Origin of the sequence: Nocardia barduliensis, from assembly GCF_013315795.1 — a bacterium.
In the GTDB taxonomy this organism is placed as follows: domain Bacteria; phylum Actinomycetota; class Actinomycetes; order Mycobacteriales; family Mycobacteriaceae; genus Nocardia; species Nocardia barduliensis.
The window spans coordinates 17,670-33,887 of the sequence record NZ_JABLTE010000087.1; the positions used below are offsets into that span (position 1 = coordinate 17,670).

Here is a 16,218-nt window from a genome sequence, read left to right on the forward strand (position 1 = left end):
TCCCCCGGAATCCGGGTGCGCAGGTGCCGAGACTCCTGAACCCGCGGCGACCGACCAGGTGCCGGCAACTATCGGCTGGCGCGACCCGGGCGCGCTCAGCGGGGCAGGTCGTTCGGTCCGGTCACCACGGGTACCAGATACGTGCGGGCGAAATCGCCGAGTTGCTGGTCGGTCCGCAGTTCGGTGAGTCCGTGCGGCGCGAGGATCAGCGAGTGGACGATCCGGCACACGATCTCCGCGCGGGTGGTCGAATCGGGGGTGGGCGCGAGGATTCCCCGCTCGACGGCGCGCCGCAGCGCGGTATCGGTGGTGTGCACGGACATGGCGAACGGACCCGCGCCGTCGACCGTCAGCTTGAGTACCACGCGCGCCGGTTCCAGCGCCAGCATGCGTTCGACGAGCGGATTGGTGCGCCAGCGGGTGATGACGGTGACGAAGATGTCGGCGACGAGGTCGCCGATGTCGTCGTGCCGGTCGGGAATCTCGGCGATCTCGGCGAGCACGGCGGCCACTTCGCGGCTGATCACCGCTTGCACCAGGTCGTCGCGCCCGCCGACGTGGCGGTAGACGGTCACCCGGTCCACGCCCGCCTTGCGAGCGACCTCCTCGATCGTCGTCTTCTTGACGCCGACCTGCTCGAACAGCACCAAGGCCGCGTCCAGGATCCGGGTGACCAAAGTACCGGCGGCGTTCTCGCTGCTCGCGGTGGCCTTCGACGCGGTGGGCATAGGGCAACGCTAGCAAAACGCACCCCTTCTGCAACATTCCAGGCGAGTTGTTGCTGCAACATTGCAATGCGTTTTGTTGTTATGTACCGTCGGGTCATGGCTGAGCAGGCGGGCGCGACGCAGCGCCGGTATCGCGACGAAGCGCATGCGATCAACGCACGCGACGTCCATTTCGACTTCGACTCCGTGCCCATGCACTACGTGCCGGGCGAGGCCCTGGCCACCCACATCGTCAACGTGATGCACCTGGTTCTGCCCGAAGGGGAACGAGCCATGGCGCAGGCACTGGCCGAGGCCCTCCCGCACATCGACGACGAGCGCTTGCGGGAGGAGGTGACCGGATTCATCGGCCAGGAGACCATGCACGCCAACAGTCACGAAGCGGCGCGCAGGCACCTGCAATCGATCGGCTTGGACGTCGACTCCTACGTCGCCAAAGTCGGCTGGCTGGTCGACCGTATCCTCGGCGACCACGGTTTGACCGGACGCGCGCGAGACGAGTGGCTCAAGGAACGCCTGGGACTGTTCGCGGGCATGGAGCACTACACCGCCGTCCTCGGTGAATGGCTGCTCAACGCCGACATCCTCGCGGAGAAGGGCATGCACCCGGCGATGCTGGACCTGGTCAGGTGGCACGGGGCAGAAGAGGTGGAGCACCGCAGCGTCGTCTACGACGCGTTCATGCATCTCGACGGCGGTTACGCGCGCAAAGCGCGCACGGCGATCCTGGCGAGCGCGACGTTGCTGCCGCTGTTCATCGTCTCGACCGCCTATCTGTACCGGAAGGACCCGTCGCCGGACAAAGGCCGGTTCTGGGGCCTGCAGTTCTGGAGCGCCACCCGGCGCGGCGTCATCCCGAAATGGACTGTCTTCATCACCGAGATGCCGCGATATCTGCGACCGGGATTCCATCCGTCCCAATTGGGGCCGATGGACAAGGCGCTGCGCTATCTGGCGCATTCGCCGGCCGCGCGGGCGGCCCGGTGATGAGCGGATCGCTTGCCCAGGCCGACCGCGCGGCGCCTCCGGGATTGCGTCTGCTGGGCGATGTCATGGACATCTACCGGAAGGTGTTCGTCACCGGACGCACCGCCACGCTGCTGTCGCGCCCGAACGCGGTGCGCCGCACCGGGTTCGACTTGGACACCACTATCTCCGCGATCGATCGCGAAGCCGCCGACGTGGTGAGCCTGACGCTGCGCGCGACCGGTGGCGGGCCGCTGCCCGCTTGGCGGCCGGGCGCTCACGTGGATGTCTTCCTGCCGTCGGGCCGCCAGCGCCAGTACTCCCTGTGCGGCGACCCGAGCGACCGATTCCGGTATCGGATCGCGGTGCGGCTGATTCCCGAGGGCGGCGGCGGGTCGCGCGAGATCCACCGATCGCTGCGTATCGGTGACGAACTTCGGATCCGCGGGCCGCGTAACGCGTTCACCTTCGTCGACGCGCCCTCGTATCTGTTCCTGGCCGGCGGTATCGGCATCACCCCGATCCTCCCGATGGTCAAGGCGGCGGGTGCGCGCGGGCGGCTGGTGTACGTCGGCCGCTCGCGCGAGACCATGCCGTTTCTCGCCGAGCTGCCGGATGCCGAGATCAGGCCGGACGACGAATTCGGCCCACCGGACGTCGCCGCACTGCTGTGTCGCGCCCGGCCCGGCGCGGCGGTGTACGTGTGCGGGCCGCCACCGATGCTGGAGGCCGCGCAGCGGTGCATGTTCGAGCTCAATCCGACCGGATCGCTACATACCGAACGGTTCTCCGCCCTCCCGGTCGTCGACGGCACCGAATTCGACCTCACCTTGGCCCGCACCGGCGCCACCATCCGGGTCGCGGCCGACGAAACGGCGCTCGCCGCGATCCATCGCGAACTACCGGACACCCCGTACTCCTGCAGGCAGGGCTTCTGCGGCACCTGCAAGGTGGCGGTCGTCTCCGGCGCCGTCGACCACCGTGACCGCTCGCTGACCACGGCCGAACGCGAGAACCAGATGCTCGTCTGCGTCTCCCGCGCCGCGGGCGATCATCTCGTGGTCGACCTCTGAGACCGCCACAGAAAGGCACAGCGTTGGCTATCCGCCGCCGATCCAGGGAGACCACCCGATGAGCGTCTCCACCAACAACTCCGCACCGTCGGTGGTCTCGACCTTCGACGTGCACGATCCGGCCACCGGCGCGGTGGTCGGCACCTACCCGGTCCACGACCGCCATGCCGTCGATGCCGTCGTGTCCACCGCGCACACGGCCGCGGCATGGTGGCGCGAACTCGGCTTCGCCGGGCGCGCCCGGCACCTGGATGCCTGGCGGGCCGAAATAGCCGCGGGCCGAGACGAGTTGGCCCAGCTCATCCACCGGGAGATGGGCAAACCGGTCTCCGACGCCAAGCTGGAGATCGCCATGGCCCTCGAGCATTTGCGGTGGGCGGCCCGCAACGCCGAGAAGGTCCTGGGACGCCGGGCCGTGCCGTCGAGTCTGCTCACGCTCAACCATGCGGCCACGGTCGAATACCGTCCCCTCGGCGTGGTCGGCGTCATCGGACCGTGGAACTACCCCGTCTTCACCCCGCTCGGCTCCATTTCGTTCGCACTGGCCGCAGGGAACACGGTGGTGTTCAAACCCAGCGAGTACACCCCGGGCGTCGGACTGTGGCTCGCGGAGGCGTTCGCGCGCACCGCGCCCGCCGAACCGGTCCTGCAGGTGATCACCGGTCTCGGCGAGACCGGTAACGCGTTGTGCCGCAGCGATGTCGGGAAGATCGGGTTCACGGGTTCGACCGCCACCGGCAAGCTCGTCATGGCCGCGTGCGCGGCGAATCTCACCCCGGTGCTGATGGAGTGCGGCGGCAAGGACGCACTGATCGTGGACGCCGACGCCGACCTAGCCGCCGCTGCCGACGCGGCGGTCTGGGGCGGGTTGTCCAACGCGGGACAGACCTGCCTCGCCGTGGAGCGGGTCTACGTCCACGCCGACGTCTACGAGCGGTTCCTCGCCGAGCTGGTGCGGCGGGCGTCGGAAATCCGCGCAGGCGAGCGGGATTCGAAGATCGGGCCGATCACCATGCCGAAACAGCTGGCGATCGTCCGCCGCCATATCGAGGACGCCCTCGCGCGTGGGGCGCGGGCCGTGCTCGGCGGCCCCGACGCCATCGATCGGCAGTTCGTCCAACCGACCATCCTCGTTGACGTCCCGGAGGACGCGGCCGCGGTGACCGAGGAGACCTTCGGTCCCACGTTGACCGTCACCAAGGTCGAGGACATGGACGAGGCCGTCGAGCTGGTCAACCGGGGCGCATACGGGCTGGGCGCCACTGTCTTCGCCCGCCGCCACGGGCGCGACATCGCCGACCGCGTCCGCGCCGGCGGCGCCTCGATCAACGCGTTCGTCGCGCACGCCACCGTTCCCGGACTGCCGCTCGGCGGCGTGGGCGCCTCCGGGTTCGGCCGGGTCCACGGCCCGGACGGCCTCAAAGAGTTCACCTACGCCAAAGCGACGACGCGACAGCGCTTTCCGGCTCCCCTGCCCTTGACTTCGTTCCGGCGCGACGATCGCGTCGACACGATCGTCGACCTGCTCGTCGCGGTTCTGCACGGAAGGAAGCGCCGGTGACAACCGATCGGACAGAACACACACCCGTAGCGATCGTCGGCGCGGGGCTGGGCGGCATCGGCCTGGCGATCAAACTTCGCGAGGCCGGGTTCGAGGACCTGGTGATCCTCGAACGGGCCGACGACCTCGGCGGCACCTGGCGCGCGAACACCTATCCCGGTTGCGCCTGCGACGTGCCGTCCCACCTGTACAGCTACTCCTTCGCGCCCAATCCGGACTGGTCGCGCACCTACGGGCGGCAGCCCGAGATCCTCGACTACATCCGCGCGGTGGCCACCGAGCACGACGTCGTCCGGCACATCCGATTCGGTACCGAACTGCTCGATGCCCGGTGGGACGAGCAGCGCTCGCTGTGGCGGATCGAGACCTCCCGGGGAACGCTCACCGCGAACTTCCTGCTTTCGGCGACAGGTCTTTTCGCCGAGGCGAAGTACCCGCGACTTCCGGGGATCGATTCCTTCGCGGGCACGTCCTTCCACTCGCTGCACTGGGATCACGACCACGATCTCACCGGCGAGCGGGTCGCGGTGATCGGCACCGGCGCCTCCGCGGTGCAGTTCGTGCCGGAGATCCAGCCGAAGGTGGCTGAGTTGCTGCTGTTCCAGCGCTCGGCGCCGTGGATAGTCCCCCGGCTGGATCGCCGCACGCTCGACCTGGAACGACGTCTGCTGCGACGTATCCCGCTGGCGCAACGCGCGATTCGCGGTGGACTCTACGCGGCGATCGAGACGTTCGGGCTCATCTCCCTGGTGGATCAACGCTTCCGGCACCCCTACGAAGCCCTCGGCCGGTGGCAGTTGCTGCGTCAGGTGCGCGACCCGCGGCTGCGCGAGAAGCTCACGCCCGACTACGTGATCGGCTGCAAACGCGCCATCTTCTCCGACACCTATCTACCGGCGCTGGACCAGCCCAACGTCGAGGTCGTCACCGACCCCATCGCCGAGATCCGGCCGCACTCCATCCTGCTGCGCGACGGCAGCGAGCACCCGGTCGACACCATCATCTTCGGCACCGGATTCACCTCGATCCCCACGGCCTACGAACGCTATGCCGGACGCGACGGGCGAACGCTGGCTCAGGTCTACCGCGAGCGGCCGCAGAGCTATCTCGGTGTGGCACTGGCCGGTTTCCCCAACTTCTTCTGCACGCTCGGCCCCTTCGGCGCCGCGGGGAACCAGTCCGCGATCTACATGATCGAATCCCAGATCGCCTACATCGTGGACGCCCTGCGCAGCGCGCACGCGTCCGGAGCGCGGCGCGTGGAGGTGCGCCCGGCGGCACAAGAGGCTTTCGTCGCGGAGATGGCCCGCCGCAGCTCCTCGACGGTGTGGCTGACGGGCGGCTGCCAGAGCTACTACCAGACGCCGGACGGTCTCAACGCCGGTCTCTACCCCAATTGGAGCTTCGAATACCGGCACCGCACCAGCCGATTCGACACGAGTGCCTACGAGGTGAGCAAATGATCGCCGACCTTCTCCCGATCGGCCGGGGGCGCGGGGGGTATCCCGTCGCGGGACGGGTCGCGCTCATCACCGGCGCGGGCCACGGCATCGGTCGCGAACTGGCGACTGTGCTGCACGAGAGGCGCGCCTCGGTCGTCCTGGTCGACGTCGACGAGGACGCTGTCGCCACGGCGGCCGCCACGCTCGGCGACCGCGCCTCGGCCATCGTCGCCGACGTCACCGACCGCGCCGCGATGCGGGCGGCCGTCGACCGCGCCGTCGACCGTTTCGGCCGGTTGGACGTGGTGGTGGCCAACGCGGGCGTGGTGCCGCGCCCGGCCACGGTGCGCACCCTCGAGGGGCGGGACTTCGACCGTGTCATGAACATCAACCTCACCGGTGTGTTCAACACCGTCCGCCCGGCGCTGGACCGCGTTGTCGCCGCCGAAGGTCACGTGGTCGTGGTGTCGTCGTGCGCGGCGTTCGCACCCGGCATGGCGGGCGCGCCGTACATGATCAGCAAAGCCGCGGTCGAACAGCTCGGCCGGGCGCTGCGCGTGGAGCTGGCACCCTTCGGGGCCACGGCGGGTATCGCCTATTTCGGCATCGTCGACACGCGGATGACGCACGAGACGCTCGATGACGACGATCTCGGCCGCGAGCTGGACGGTCTGCTGCCGTGGCCGTTGAACGTGCGGATCTCGGCGGCGCAGGCGGCCCGCACCATCGCCGACGGCATCGAGCGGCGCGCGGCGCGCACCATCGCACCGGCCGGTTGGGAGCCCTACGCCCTGCTGCGCGGGGCGATCAACGTAGTTCTCGACAGCGCGCTCGCACGCGACTCCCGGGTGCACGACCTGCTGCGCAGGGTCGAAGCCCGCACGGACGCGACACACGTCATCTGATCCGAAGGAAAACATCTCGTGAGCACTCAACGCTTCGACACGCTCCCCGCCGCCTTCCAGCACAACGCGAGCGTCGATCCCGACGCGGTCGCACTCCGGACGCCCGGGGACGCCGCCACGCTCAGTTGGCGCGAGTACGCGGCACAGGTCCGCCGGATCGCCGCCGGACTCGCCGGGCTGGGCGTGCGCCGCGGTGACGCGGTGGCCTTGATGATGTCCAACCGCATCGATTTCTATCCGCTCGAGGTAGGGGCGCAGCACCTCGGCGCCACCAGCTTCTCGGTCTACAACACCGCATCGCCGGAGCAGATCGCCTATGTCCTGGGCAATGCCGGTGTGCGAGTGGTGATGTGCGAGCCACGCTACGTCGAACCATTGCGGGCCAGCGGCGTCGAACTCGACCACATCGTGTGCGTCGACGATGCGCCGCCGGGGACTCTGTCGGTCGCCGACGTGGTCGCCGCGGGCGACGAGAACTTCGACTTCGACGCCGTGTGGCAGGCGGTCGAGCCGCACGACGTCGCCACGCTCATCTACACCTCGGGCACCACGGGCAACCCCAAGGGAGTGGAGACCACGCACGCGAACCTGATGTTCGAGTGCTACGCCGTCGAGCAAGTCCTGGGCATTCGCTTCGGGGACACCATCACCTCCTACATGCCCACCGCGCACATCGCCGACCGGCTCACCGCGCTGTACTTCCAGGAGGTCTTCGGCACCCAGGTCACCTGCGTCGCGGACCCCACGCAGATCGGCGTCGCCCTGGCCGACCTGCGCCCCACGATCTGGGGAGCCGTGCCGCGCGTGTGGGAGAAGCTGAAGGCCGCCGTCGAATTCGCGGTCGCCAACGAGCCCGCCGCCGATCGGCGAGCGGCGCTGCGGTGGGCGCTGACGGTCGCCGCCCAGCGCAGTGCCCATCAATTGAACGGAGAGCCCGTGCCGGACGCCGTCGCCGCCGAATGGGCGCGCGCCGACGAACTCGTGCTGTCCGGGCTGCGGGCGAAACTCGGTCTCGACCGGGTGCGCTGGGCGATGTCCGGCGCCGCGCCGATCCCGGCCGAAACGCTCGGTTTCTTCGCCGGGCTCGGCATCCCGATCGCCGAGATCTGGGGCATGTCCGAGCTCACCTGCATCTGCAGCGTCAGCCACCCCGACGACGCCAGACTGGGCACCGTCGGCAAACTCCTGCCCGGTATGCGGGCCAGGATCGCCGACGACGGCGAACTCCACGTCCGCGGCCCGCTGGTGATGAAGGGCTATCGAGGTGAACCGGCGAAGACGGCCGAGGCGGTCGACGCCGACGGCTGGCTGCACACCGGTGACGTCGTCACCATCGACGGCGACGGATACCTGCGGGTGGTGGACCGCAAGAAGGAGTTGATCATCAACTCCGCGGGCAAGAACATGTCGCCCACCAACATCGAGAACACGATCAAGGCGGCGACCCCGCTGATCGGCGCCATGGCCGTCATCGGCGACGGCCGCCCGTACAACACCGCGCTGGTGGTCCTCGACGCCGAGACCGCCGGGCCCTACGCCGCACGGCACCAACTGCCCGATGCTTCGGCGCCGGCCTTGGCGGCCGACACCGCTGTCATCGAGCAGATCGCCGCCGGTATCGCCGCGGGCAACGCGAAATTGTCCCGTGTGGAGCAGGTCAAGCGATTTCGCCTGCTGCCCGTTTTCTGGGAGGCAGGCGGCGACGAAGTCACCCTCACCATGAAACTCAAGCGCCGGGTGATCGCCGAGAAGTACGCCACCGAGATCGCCGAACTCTACGAGCCCGAACTCGGCCCGGACGTTCACGAACCCCGGCCCGCCCCTGCCCCGGCGGGGTCGGCGGTGACGACCGGCTGACGGGTCACAGGCGCGTCATCTTCCTCGCCGTCGGGGGCGCGGGCGCCGCATGTGAGCGGCGTCCGCGACCTCGCGCTTTCCGGCCCGGCAGTCCCCGGTTCAGGCGCCCCGGAGGCGGACTTCGCTGTCCAGCTCCGCGGCGGCTTCGGCCAGCGCGGCGGCATCCGGATCGGCCCCGAGCCGGTCGGTCAGCTCGGTTCGCGACACGATGAGCATCCCGCGCGGTTCGAGCGCGGAACTGTGTTCGATCCGGACCTGCCCCTCTTCCAGGACCAAGCGTGCGTCCGGCTCGGTGGTCCGCAGCAGTCTGCGCAGGACGTCTTCGGTGACCTGACTCTTGTCATCGGCTCCCATGTCGTCACGGTTTCCCTGACCGATCCGAAGGAAACCGGGCGCGGATCGCGGCGCGTCGACGCTACCGCGAACCGGATGAACCGCGACGAACGAGTGGCGACGACTCTCCGAGACCCGATCGCCGGAGTGCTCGTCGCGCGGCGTTCGCGCCGCACATCCCGTGTGCTCCCGGCCCGGGCGGGGTGGCGGCGGAACATATGTAGTGACCGGGCACGCCGACATCGTAGGGCTGTAGCGTATTCCGCGGCCCGAACACCAGCTGTGGGATGTCTTTCGCGCCGGTCATGATGTTGCCGCCGACATAGTTGGGGTTGTACTCGGCGAATTCCGTCGCACTGCGCACACTGGTCCCGACGACGCGGTCGCGGAACCCTGGCGCGAAGCGTTCTATCTGCGCCGTGATCGCCGCGGTCGCGTCGCCACGGTAATCGTGTGGGACGTGGGCGTAGGCCCAGATCGGATGGATGTCTCCGGCCGAACGTCGCGGATCGGCTAGGTACTGCTGCCCTACCAGCACGAAAGGACGCTCGGGCATCCGCCCGCGGTCGATGTCGCGCTCGGTGGCGGCGATCTCGGCGAACGTGCCGCCGAGGTGCACCGTCCCGGCTCGGCGCGCGGGCTCGGCGGTCCAGGGCACACCGCCGTGAACCGCGAAGTCCACTTTGAACGCGCCCGGCCCGTACCGAAAACTCCGATAGGCCCTGGCGACGCGCGACGGTAGCCGGTCGCCGAGTATCTCGGCGACCGCGGTGGGCGCCAGGTCCCACATCGTCAAGTCGGCCGGGGGCAGATCGGCCATCGACCGCACGTGTGCACCTGTCTCGATCTTTCCGCCGAGGTCGCCGAGATAGGCCGCCATGGCCTCGGTGATCCGCTGGGATCCCCCGGCAGCGACCGCCCACCCGTAGGTGTGGCCCGCGGTAAGGATGCCCAAGCCGATACTCGCGCTGAGCGGCCGGTGCAGCGGATGAAAGGCGTGCGCGGCGACGCCGCCGAACAATCCACGGGCCTGCTCGGTGCGGAACAGTCCGGCCACCAGGGTGGCCGGGGCCAAGGCGGGGATACCGAAGCGGGCCAAGCGGACGGGGTGGCGCGGCAGGCGCAGCAGCGGCCGCATGATGTCGGCGCTCATCCGGTCGTAGCCGGCGGTCGTGCGTTCGAACAGTAGCCGCCAGGCACGACCGTCGCCCCCGAGACCGGCCGCGGTATCGGCGACCGAGCGAAGCAGCACACCAGTGGTGCCGTCGTCGAGCGGATGGGCGCAATCGATCTCCGGCCACGCCCAGGACAATCCGAAGCGCTCCAGGTCTAGGCCGCGCAGGAAGGGAGAGCCGACAGCCATCGGGTGGATGGCCGAGCAGTGGTCGTGCAGCAGGCCCGGCACGATCGCCTCGCTGGTGCGGGTGCCGCCGCCGATCTCGTCGGCGGCCTCCAGCACGGTGACCCCGAGCCCGGCACGCGCCAAGGTGATGGCCGCGGCCAAACCGTTGGGGCCGCTGCCGACCACTACCGCGGTGCTCATGTCGCTCTCCCGTCCCAGCGGTGGTCTCAACTGACAGTCTGCGGCGTGAGTTCCCGCGGCGATTCGTCGGGCGGAATCGGCACGGTGTACCCCGCCAGCCGCCACGTCACCTCGTGCGGGATCGGGCCGTCGGGCAGCCAGGGTTGCGCCTCGACCGCGTCACGCACCCGCCAGCTGCCGCGTTCGACCACACCGAGCGCCGCGTCGATGACCTGATAACGCTGAATGCCACGATGGATGGGCTGTGACTCCACCCAGACCACGATCCACTCGCCCGGCGCGAATCCGACCCGGGACTGCACCGCGTTGATCAGATCGAGGCTGTGCAGATGGCCGTCGCCGAAATTGAACCCGATCAGCGAGTTGCAGCCGAACTCCGCTTCCCGGACGGTCCAGCGGTCGATCTCGGGAAGATGCCGGTACAGCAGGGAGAACAGTCCGCGTCCTTGGCTGTGCATCGAGCGCCACGCGATCGTCTGCTGCATGGTGATCTCCGCGACTGCGGGTGGATAGCCCATGGCTCGCAGCTGGTCGACCTGGTTCACGGTGGGACGATGCCGCATCGTGTTCAGCTTCTCCTCCGCACCGGGCGAGAAGGCCCACAGCGCCGAGGCCCAGTTGCCCGCGTACTGCCGCATCGACGGCAGGAACGACACCAGGTCCGGCCGCAAGTTGCCGAGCACCGGGAACGACAGCAGAGCCGCGACGATCACCACGGCGAGCCATGGCGAGGAGATGTCGCCGAGGCCGTAGCCGCTGCCGTTGGGGTAGCCCAGGAACAGGAAGACGGTCAGGTAGGCGAACAGGACGTTCCATTCCAACGGCACAGCCAGCGGGAAGGTGGAGGTGATGAAGGCGTGGAACACCACCATCAGCACCACACCGGCCAGGGTCAGCCAGTGGTTGGTGGAGAACAGCAGCACCAGCGGGGTGATGATCTCGACGGTGGTGCCGCCGACATGGGCCAGGAACGACGCGACCTTCGACGGGCGGATGTCCCGGGGGAAGTCCCGGTAGTGCAGGCGCTTGATCCACTTGGCCGGCACGCCCGGACTGTTGGACACCATCGGCGGCACGACGTTGCTGAAGTGCCGTCCGAACTTCGACACTCCCGCACCGATCCACACCGCGCAGATCAGCAGCTTGGCCGCGATGATCATGTCGACGAACGGCAGCACCGCGAAGAAGACGAGCGCGGGCAGGTACTGCTCGCCGCGCGCGGTGAGGAAGATCGTCTTATCCCGCAGGCCGCACAGGACATACAGCGCGATCGGAGCGACGAGCAGCGCCGGGTTCACCAAGCCGGAGGTGTTGTCCGGCAGCGCCGCGCTGAGCGCGGCGCTCGGCACACCGGGCAGCACGATCGCCGCCAGCAGCGTCGCCAGGAACGCCAGGTACAACAGCACGTCGAAGACAGTGCGCTCGTCTCCGCCGGTGAACGGGACCCGCCGCCAGGGCCGCAGGCGGATCGTGCCCGGGCGGGCGTAGAACAGGATTCCACCGGTCATCGGCTTGAACTTGCCCGCGAGCGGACCCCACGACCCGGCGATGCCGATCGCCTCGATCAGGACCGTCCACAGCACCAGTTTCTGATAGACCACCGGCTGGTCCCACCACGCCGCGACGTCCCAGAACGGGCCCACGCCCGAACTCCAGGTCGCCAGCGCGACGCCGGCCAGCACCGAGACGAACACGACCTTGAGCAGATAGATCGTGTGGATCATCTTCGGTGATCCGAAACCGTATTCCACCCAGTGCAGCGCCAGCGTTCTCATCCGCTCTCGCAACGGCTGGTCTAGGAATGTCTCCACATCCACGGGCGGGAAATCCGCCGTTTTGAACCCCATTGTCCGGGCCTTTCTTATCCAGTGCGTCGAGTCTTATCCAGTGCGTCGAGCGCAGGCGAGAACCCGAACGGAGTCGAGTTCGAAGTAGGGAATTCCGCTCCGAAGGAGCTGACGTCGCTACGCGCTGGTGACCAACTCGGCCACGAGTGCGCGGAGTTTTCTTTTGTCGATCTTTCCCACCGGATTCCGCGGTAGCGCTTCGACCAGTTCGATCGAGACCGGTACCTTCGTACGGGCCAGGCAGTTGCGGCAGTGCCGCGCGAGCTCCTCGGCGCCGACGCGGGCGTCGGGCATCGTCACCACATGGGCGACCGGGACCTCGCCGAGGACCGGATCGGGAGCCCCGACCACCGCCGCCTCCAAAACCGCGGGGTGGGTGTGCAGGACGTTCTCGATCTCCTTCGGGTAGATGTTCTCGCCGCCCCGGATGATCATGTCCTTGATCCGGTCGACCAGGACGAGGTATCCGTCCGGGTCGAAGTAGCCGACGTCCCCGGTGTGCAGCCAGCCGTCGATCACCGTCCGCGCGGTCGCCTCGGGGTTGCCGAGGTAGCCGCGCATCACGTTGGCGCCCCGGATCACCACTTCCCCGCTCGTGCCGTCGGCCACCGGTTCGCCGTCGGCGTCCATGATCGCCACCGTCTGCCCGGGCAGCGGCAGGCCGACCGTCCCCGGCTTGCGCGGTCCGGCCGGCGGGTTCAGCGTCGACGCGCAGGTGCCTTCGGACAGTCCGTAGCCCTCGACGATCGGTACGCCGAAACGAGTTTCGAACCGCGCGATCAATTCCGCGGGCATCGGCGCGGCCCCGCAGATCACCCGGCGCAGCGACGAGGTGTCCGGCAACAGGCTCGCCGGCTGCGCGACCAGCATGGCGTAGATGGCCGGGACGGCCGAGAAGTAGGTCGGCCGTACCCGTTCCACCACGTCGAAGAACGCCGACGCCGAGAACCGGCCCGCGATCGTCGCCCGGCCACCGGCCAGCAGCGGCGACAGCACGCTCACCACGATCCCGTTGACGTGGAACAGCGGCAGGACCAGCAGACTGTGGTCGGTGTCGTCCAATGCCACGGCCTGGATGAGCATTTCGCACATCGCGGCCACATTGGCGTGGTCGAGGACGACCCCTTTGGGCTGCCCGGTGGTGCCGCTGGTGTAGATGATCAACGCCGGTGCGGCCGGATCGAAGGCCACCGCGTCCGGCACGGCGTACGCGCCGTCGGACCGGGCTACCTCGGCCATGTCGAGCGTCCCCGCTCCGCGCCCGCCTTCGGTCACCACCACCCTGGCGGCGCAGTTCTCGACCTGGTAGCGCAGTTCGTCGAAGGTGGAGTCCGGCTTCACCGGGGTGACGGCCGCGCCGAGCCGCCACGCGGCGAACAGGATGACGACGAATTCCAGCCGGTTCGGCAGGACGAGAGCGACGACGTCGCCTTGTCGGACTCCGTGCGCGTACAGCACGGCCGCCGCCGAGCGAACACGTTCCGCGAATGCCGAATTGTCGAGCCGCGCGCGGTCGTCTGCGATGCATGGGCCGGACGGATTCCGGGCGGCGCGAAATTCCGGTAAATCGACAATCTGCTGCACGATAGCCTCGCCTGATACGGTGTGATGCGGATTACACAGTCAAGGTAATTCCGATATCGAGCACGGGCTACGGGCCCTCATCCCAGAGTTTTCGCCCGGCTTTGTACCGGTGGCACAAAGGGATGCGGAATGCGTCCGAGCCGCCGCACCGGTTCCGGTACGGTCCGGACATGAGCACTGACGTGGACAGGACCATCCGCGATGTCGCGGGCCGCGTCAAAGCCGATCTCGACCGGCTGACCGTGGCGATGACCGCCATGTTCACCGAGGTGATCCCGGAGTTCCGCCACGACGACGAAGTGCGGCGTCTGATGATCGCCAGCACCGCGTCCAACCTCACCGCCATCCTGGACATGCTCACGCTGAGCATCTCCCGCGCCGACATCACCGTGCCCCCGGCCGCCGCCGAATACGCCCGGCGGTTCGCCCAGCACGGCATGTCCCTGGAAGCCCTGCTGCGCGCGTACCGCCTCGGCGAGCACATGTTCATGCAGCAGACCATCGCCCTCCTGCGGCAGCACGAGGCCGCCTCCGACCTGGCGCTGGAGACGACCAGCCGGATCGCGTTGCTGGTCAACAGCTATATCGACCAGGTCATCGAAGGTGTCATCGACATCTACGAAAGCGAACGCCGTCGCTGGGACGCGCGCTCGGACAACACCCGCGCGGCACAGATCCGGGCGGTGCTCGACACCGAGGACCTCGACCTCGCCGCCGCCGAGCAGATGCTCGCCGCGTCCTTGCGGGGGTGGCACATGGCCGCCCTCGTCTGGGTGAGCAAGCCCGTGCCGGCGACGACCGACCTGCTGCGTGCCGCAGCCGCGATGCTCACCGCCGCCACCGGGAAGACCCCGCTGATGGTATTGGTCGACGAGCAGAATTGCTGGGCCTGGATCTCCTCGGTCGGCAAACCGTCGCTCGATGCCGACCAGCTCGAGCGGGACCTGCTTCGCCGGCCCGGAATCCGGGTCGCGATCGGCGATCCCGGAGCCGGCCTGACCGGGTTCCGGCAGACTTTCCGCGATGCCCAGCGCGCTCGCAACCTCGCCTTGGTCGCCGGTCCCACCCGTCCGCTGACGCTGCACTCCCGCGTCGCGCTGGCGAGCTTGCTGGTCGACCAGCTGCCCGATACGAGGGCGTGGGTGCACCGGGTACTGGGCGACCTCATGCGCGACGACGAGACGACCGCGCGGCTGCGCGAGACGGTGCAGACCTATCTGGACGCCCGCGGCAGTCTCACCGATGCCGCGGCGCGCATGCACGTGCACAAGAACACCGTCCACTATCGGGTACGCAGAGCCGAAGAAGTGCTGGGGCACCCGCTCACGGTCAACCGGCTGGAGATCGAGGTCGCTCTGATGATTTCCGAGCAGCTGGGTCTCGGCCATGGTCGAGCGACGGCGTGAACACGCGGCGACGAGTTCGCGCAGCGGCGATTCGGCATAGCGCGCCGACCGATACGGCCTGATACTTATTGCAGGTTGGACCTATTCCGAGGTGGAAGATGAGCATGATCGACGGGGTGGGCTCGGATGGGCTTGTCGCGGCAGGCGATACCTGGGGTATTTCCGGGGCGGAATTCTTGACCTTCTACGTGCCCCTGGTGCTCGTAGCGGTGATCGCCGGATTCTGGCTGCGGTCGCGAGTGACCCGCGCGGACCCGGACTCCGAGGCGGTCGCCGCTCCGGGCGCGGAGCTGACGGTGCCCGAAGTGGCGATGCTGTTCGGCGACCAGAACGCCGCGCTGGCCGCGATGGCACAGCTGCGCGGTATCGAGGCGATCGATTCGGCGGCCGCGCCGATTCGCGCGCTCACCGCGCAGGAGCGTGCGCGGCTGGACCCCTTCACGGTGTTGGTGTACGACCGCCTCCAAGTGGGCCTGCGCAAGACCGTCGACGCGATCGTCGACGGATCGGCCGGCGCCGTCGAAGCCCTGCGCACCAAGATGATCGACCTCGGGTATCTCGCGGGGCCCGAGCAGCGCCACGGTCTGCGCGATGCGGGAATGCCGATCCTGGTCACGGGCGCGCTCGGCGTGGTGCGCGTCATCGCGGGCGCCACGCACGGCAACCCGGTTGGCTTGTTGGTCGCGCTGGTGATCGCGCAGGCGATCTGTTATTGGCTGGTGGTGCGCAAGCCCCGGCTGACCGCGCTCGGCGTCCGCGCCCGCGACGCCGCGAAGGAACGCAACGGCCATCTGCGGCCGGGCAATTCGCCCTCCTATGCGACCTATGGCGCGGAGAGCGCGGCGCTCGCGGCGGCCGTCTTCGGCATCGGCGCGCTCATCGCGCTGGATCCCGGACTCGCCCAGGCGGTCGCGCCACCGAGTTCGTCGGGGGGCGGTGGTGACAGCGGAGGCGGCGACAGCGGAGGCGGAGG

The 16,218-nt window shown here is 68.7% G+C and carries 13 protein-coding genes; 8 read left to right on the plus strand and 5 right to left on the minus strand.

Going from position 1 to position 16,218, the window contains the following annotated elements; genetic code table 11:
- Window positions 1-95 precede the first annotated feature (95 nt).
- Window positions 96-728: a TetR/AcrR family transcriptional regulator gene (locus tag HOV91_RS29050; RefSeq protein WP_174188502.1), complete on the minus strand. Its 633-nt coding sequence runs from the start codon at window positions 726-728 to the stop codon at window positions 96-98.
- Window positions 729-824: 96 nt separating this feature from the next.
- Here HOV91_RS29050 and HOV91_RS29055 point away from each other — a divergent pair, with 96 nt between their 5' ends.
- From HOV91_RS29055 to fadD11, 6 genes are read left to right on the plus strand one after another with little or no spacing between them, the layout of a single operon-like run.
- Window positions 825-1,715 (plus strand): metal-dependent hydrolase, encoded by an 891-nt coding sequence (locus tag HOV91_RS29055; protein ID WP_174188503.1) that lies wholly within the window; start codon window positions 825-827, stop codon window positions 1,713-1,715.
- Window positions 1,715-2,767: a PDR/VanB family oxidoreductase gene (locus HOV91_RS29060; protein WP_174188504.1), complete on the plus strand. Its 1,053-nt coding sequence runs from the start codon at window positions 1,715-1,717 to the stop codon at window positions 2,765-2,767. Before HOV91_RS29055 ends, HOV91_RS29060 begins: the two co-directional genes overlap by 1 nt.
- 58 nt (window positions 2,768-2,825) lie before the next feature.
- A complete protein-coding gene (locus tag HOV91_RS29065; protein WP_174188505.1) occupies window positions 2,826-4,328 on the plus strand; it encodes an aldehyde dehydrogenase family protein in 1,503 nt (500 codons plus the stop codon).
- Window positions 4,325-5,791, plus strand: a complete 1,467-nt coding sequence (locus HOV91_RS29070) for a flavin-containing monooxygenase (protein ID WP_174188506.1) — start codon at window positions 4,325-4,327, stop codon at window positions 5,789-5,791. Before HOV91_RS29065 ends, HOV91_RS29070 begins: the two co-directional genes overlap by 4 nt.
- On the plus strand, window positions 5,788-6,675 hold the full coding sequence (locus HOV91_RS29075; protein ID WP_174188507.1) for a short-chain dehydrogenase/reductase: 888 nt from the start codon (window positions 5,788-5,790) through the stop codon (window positions 6,673-6,675). Before HOV91_RS29070 ends, HOV91_RS29075 begins: the two co-directional genes overlap by 4 nt.
- A gap of 18 nt (window positions 6,676-6,693) precedes the next feature.
- A complete protein-coding gene (fadD11, locus tag HOV91_RS29080; protein WP_174188508.1) occupies window positions 6,694-8,532 on the plus strand; it encodes a fatty acid--CoA ligase FadD11 in 1,839 nt (612 codons plus the stop codon).
- A gap of 99 nt (window positions 8,533-8,631) precedes the next feature.
- Here fadD11 and HOV91_RS29085 read toward each other — a convergent pair whose 3' ends face one another.
- From HOV91_RS29085 to HOV91_RS29100, 4 genes are all read right to left on the minus strand, one after another.
- Entirely contained in the window at window positions 8,632-8,886 is a 255-nt protein-coding gene (locus HOV91_RS29085) for a hypothetical protein (RefSeq protein WP_174188509.1), read from the minus strand.
- 61 nt (window positions 8,887-8,947) lie between these two features.
- Window positions 8,948-10,408 (minus strand): phytoene desaturase family protein, encoded by a 1,461-nt coding sequence (locus HOV91_RS29090; RefSeq protein WP_174188510.1) that lies wholly within the window; start codon window positions 10,406-10,408, stop codon window positions 8,948-8,950.
- 26 nt (window positions 10,409-10,434) lie between these two features.
- Window positions 10,435-12,255 carry a DUF3556 domain-containing protein gene (locus HOV91_RS29095; RefSeq protein ID WP_174188511.1) on the minus strand — a complete coding sequence of 607 codons (1,821 nt, stop codon included), beginning with the start codon at window positions 12,253-12,255 and terminating at the stop codon, window positions 10,435-10,437.
- Between the two features lie 117 nt (window positions 12,256-12,372).
- Window positions 12,373-13,839: a class I adenylate-forming enzyme family protein gene (locus HOV91_RS29100; RefSeq protein WP_174188512.1), complete on the minus strand. Its 1,467-nt coding sequence runs from the start codon at window positions 13,837-13,839 to the stop codon at window positions 12,373-12,375.
- A 170-nt stretch (window positions 13,840-14,009) separates the two neighbouring features.
- On the opposite strand from HOV91_RS29100, the gene HOV91_RS29105 reads away from it, so the two are divergent.
- Both HOV91_RS29105 and HOV91_RS29110 read left to right on the plus strand, forming a co-directional pair.
- On the plus strand, window positions 14,010-15,245 hold the full coding sequence (locus tag HOV91_RS29105) for a PucR family transcriptional regulator (RefSeq protein ID WP_174188513.1): 1,236 nt from the start codon (window positions 14,010-14,012) through the stop codon (window positions 15,243-15,245).
- Between the two features lie 98 nt (window positions 15,246-15,343).
- The coding region (locus tag HOV91_RS29110) for a TIGR04222 domain-containing membrane protein (protein WP_174188514.1) at window positions 15,344-16,218 on the plus strand (875 nt) is incomplete at its 3' end.